The sequence below is a fragment of the Geitlerinema sp. PCC 9228 genome, from assembly GCF_001870905.1.
In the GTDB taxonomy this organism is placed as follows: Bacteria; Cyanobacteriota; Cyanobacteriia; order Cyanobacteriales; family PCC-9228; genus PCC-9228.
Genome location: NZ_LNDC01000044.1, coordinates 1 through 4,005 on the forward strand (window position 1 = coordinate 1; position 4,005 = coordinate 4,005).

3 protein-coding genes and 1 pseudogene are annotated in these 4,005 nt (G+C 48.1%); 3 read left to right on the plus strand and 1 reads right to left on the minus strand.

From position 1 onward, the window contains the following. The 3 genes and pseudogenes from AS151_RS21895 to AS151_RS02890 all read left to right on the plus strand — a co-directional run. Positions 1-251 (plus strand): annotated as a pseudogene (locus AS151_RS21895) (hypothetical protein); the annotation flags it as partial. A gap of 865 nt (positions 252-1,116) precedes the next feature. Further along, positions 1,117-2,787: an adenylate/guanylate cyclase domain-containing protein gene (locus tag AS151_RS02885; protein ID WP_211517501.1), complete on the plus strand. Its 1,671-nt coding sequence runs from the start codon at positions 1,117-1,119 to the stop codon at positions 2,785-2,787. Between the two features lie 61 nt (positions 2,788-2,848). Next, positions 2,849-3,331, plus strand: coding sequence for a hypothetical protein (locus AS151_RS02890; RefSeq protein WP_139240474.1), 483 nt, complete (start codon positions 2,849-2,851; stop codon positions 3,329-3,331). 23 nt (positions 3,332-3,354) lie between these two features. Here AS151_RS02890 and AS151_RS02895 read toward each other — a convergent pair whose 3' ends face one another. After that, positions 3,355-3,846 (minus strand): hypothetical protein, encoded by a 492-nt coding sequence (locus AS151_RS02895; protein ID WP_071515570.1) that lies wholly within the window; start codon positions 3,844-3,846, stop codon positions 3,355-3,357. Positions 3,847-4,005 lie beyond the last annotated feature (159 nt).

A 4,005-nucleotide genomic window follows, 5' to 3' on the forward strand; every position in this document is an offset into this window, starting at 1 on the left:
CCATTGTTTTAATTGATGCTGGCTATGGCAACAATACCAACTTTCTCAAGCAACTAGAAAAACGAAAACTGAAATATTTAGGAGGTGTTGCTAAAAATCGAACTATTATCATTTCAAAAGAATCAAAATCAACAGCCAAAGTTCGTCTAGATGGGTTAGCTAAATTCCTTTCATCCAGGGTTTGGGAAGAAATTTCTTTACCAGCTCAACCAGAAAAACTGTGTGGGCAAATACGTTTGAGGCTTACGTAACCAGCCTGCAAGCGTACCGGACCTTTGCTATCGTCATGAATGCACCCACCTGGCAACAAGCAACCAAAGTTGACTATTTCATAAGGAATATAAAGCTGGAAAATTTAACCACGGAATGGGTGGTGACTACCTATGGTCAAAGAAAATGGGTGGAAGTTTTTTACCGAGATGTCAAACAGTGGTTCCCGATGGAAAGAATGCCAAGCTCGAAGTTTCACCAGCTTACTTTGGCATTTTGTTTTGGTATTTTGCGCCTATACTTTAATTCTTTGGCAGAAGTTAACTGGGGGGGTACAAAGGCGTTGGACCAAGCGAACCTTAAAAACTTTTGCTGATGCTTTAGAGGCTTTTCGTAATGCTGTATCTTTTCGCTTTTACCAATGGCTAAGCCAACACCAGGACGTTTTTGCTGCTTATAAAGCGAGTTTTGGCTTGATTTGGGGCTGAGATTTGTTTAAGTCCCGCTATCAACCTCGCCAGAAGAGGGACTACGACTCTTGAATTGCGGGACGCGGGGCAAAGCCTACTGTCGGGATGTAAGACCCAATCGTAGAGGAGGTAAGAAATCTATGATTGGGCAATCTGTTGGGTAGGAAGCCGCTATTGTAATCTCTGATTCAATAGCGGTAGTTCACCCCATTGTTTCGATTGAGGCAGGGGGTGGTTGGCGTGTAGCGTGGAAGATGGCAAGCGGCCGAGTGTACCGAGCATGGGAGATTTAGGAAATCAATCTATTTTTGTTCCCTATGCCCTGATGCCCCGATCCCCCTACGTCCCATCCCCTGAAACGCCACAACCATCCCCTAGACAGCAAGCCATATTGGTGTTTCAATAGGGAATATGACCCCCAATTGGGGAAGTACCTTTGAACAGTAACGTCCGCAACACCCCTGTGGCAATGGTAGGTAAGTTAATTTTGGTCGGGGGAAATGGACCACAGGAGTACGAACTCAAATCTTCCAATACCATCGGTCGTCACTCCAGCAATTCTCTCCAGATTCGCGATCGCATTGTTTCCAAACTGCATTGCAAAATTACGAGGGGAGCAGATGGCAAATACTTACTGCGAGACCTGAACAGCCTCAACGGCACCTACGTCAATGGCGAAAAAATAACCGAAAGAATTTTAAATCCCGGGGATGTCATTTCTTTAGGGCAAACCACCTGGCGCTTCGAGCTGGCAGCCCCGCAAATAGACGGTCAAGTGAACAATGTGACCGTCAAACCGATTGAGCTGCAAAGCGAGGTAAAAAGCTGCCTGGATGCGAAAAACTATTTTCCCCACGTTTCCGAAATTTCCAATCTGGAAGCCCTCAAAGCCGACTATGAAAAGTTGCGGGTTGCCCAAGCCCTATCTCAAAAGCTGTTTGTCAATACCGACCTCGACCAACTACTGCAGCAAATTGTTGACGAAACTTTTGCCATCATTCCCGCCGAGAGAGCGGTGATTCTGCTGTATGATTCCCAGCAAGATGATTTCGTGCCGCGCTTTGTCCGACAAAAATACGAAGAAGAAGAAATTCACATCTCCAGTAGCATCTTAGAAGAAGTAAAAACCAAAAAACAGGCAGTTCTCTGTTCCGACGCCTTACTAGACGAGCGTTTCCGAGAATCAGAAAGCATTATCATGCAGGGCATTCGTTCCACCATGTGCGTGCCCTTGCTGTATCAAGACCAACTGCTGGGTGCCATGCACATGGACTCCAAGATTACCACTGGTGCGTTCACCGAAAAAGATTTAATTCTGTTTTCCGGCATTGCTACCCAAGCCGCGATCGCAATTCAAAACTACCACTACGCCAAAAAAATTCAAACCGAAGCCGAAACCCGCGCCCAACTGCAACGCCTGCTCTCGCCGAATCTAGTAGAACAAATTGTCAGCGGTTCGCTGGTTTTAGACAAAGCCGGTGCCCACGTGAACGTGACCATGCTGTTTGCCGATATTCGCGGCTTCACGGCCATGAGCGAACGCCATGCCCCCGAGGATATGGTCAGCACCCTCAACGCTTATTTTGAAGTCATGGTGGATGTATTATTTCAACATGGGGGTACCCTGGATAAATATGTGGGCGATGAAATTATTGGTTTGTTTGGCGCTCCCGTTCCCATGCCAGATGCGCCCCTACGCGCCGTTGCTTGTGCTTTAGATATGCTAGAAGCCTTAGAAGAATTTAACCATGACCGCGTTGCCCATCAACTCGAACCCATCCAGGTGGGCATTGGCGTGAACACTGGTTCGGTGATTGCCGGCGCTATCGGTTCTTCGCAAACTTTGCAATATACAGTCATTGGCGATGCGGTGAATGTGGCTTCCCGTTTGTGCGATTTAGCCCAACCCAATGAAATTCTCATTAGCCAGTCTACTTTGGATTGCTGTAGCGATCGCGTTGCGGTGAAATCGAGAGAATCCGTGCGCGTCAAAGGCAAGCATGCGCCCATCCCCATTTACGCAGTGCAGGGAATGCGAGAACAAACCACCTTTGCCCGGGAAGGAGAAGGAACCAAAATTCTTGACGAACGGGAGGACAGTGGCTAAATGCCCAACTTCCCCAGAACCAACGTACAGAAGCAACTGGAAGATGTCAGCAGGAAATTTCGTGCCCAACCGCTCCTCCAACGATCCCGCTTGCCGGCGTTTGTCCCTAGTCCTCCTTGTTTTTGCTTTTGCGATCGCAGCATGCGGGGAGTCTAGAGTTAGCCAATGCAACCGTTTGATTGAGGTCATTGACGACGGACATGCACTCATGCGCGATTTTGACCAACAAACCCCCCGCTCCACCGCGCAGCTATCTCGGGAATTGGATGCTTTGGTCGAAGAAGTCAAAGCTGTAGAATTATCCGACCAACAGCTCCAAACTTACCGCGATCGCTTCGCCCAAATTTACAGCGACCTCAGCGATTCCTTTTCCACCACTAGCACCGCCCTTGCCAGCGCTCAGGAAGCCGGCTCTAACAAATCCGGACTCCAACAGGTGCAGCAAGCGAGAAACCAGGTGGAACAAGCCAGCCAACAAGCCGAAAAAGCCGCCAAGCAAGCCGATGCGATCGCGGCAGAAATCAATGCCTACTGCAATCCCTAACCAATAGGAACCCCAAATGGGATTCAGTGATGGATTTCCAAATTCAATACATAACAACCAATGGGCAATTTTTCCGACCACAATTCGTATTCAACGCGCAAGTGAGAAGGCAAAGGACTTCCCGTTAGTTCCAAAGCACGGTTAAAATTACGCAAGCGCATCTGCCCGTACCCGCCAAACTCGTAGCTGCGCAGCCAGTAGCGACTCAACCCATAGGTATGCTGCTGCCACAGATGGCGGTAGCTAAACGCCTGGTTGCCTTGCATGGTCATAATCACCCGATGGGGAGAAATTTCCAACCACAGCAAGCGGGAACTAGATGCTTCGCTAACAGAGTCGTCACCGTCACCAGAAGCAATCGGGTCGATATCCGGCAGGGGAGGTTCTTTCAGCAGCAGGTGAAATCGATTTGTCTCCTTCTGATACAGAGTAGCAGACGTTTCCAACACAGAGCCAACGGGCAAATCTGTAGAAATCAAAGACAAACAAACGGGTTTGCGGTTATGTGCAATCATGAGGGGTCTTTAAACAGTGCTGGATTCATTAACAATCTCTAATATTCTATACTTTTTGCTTTAATGTTTTATATGCCCCCCCGATCGCTTCTGTGTAATCTCTTCGGAGCTTCTTGGCAGTGGATATCCACTATCTTTTTCTTTCGGGGAGTTTCATTC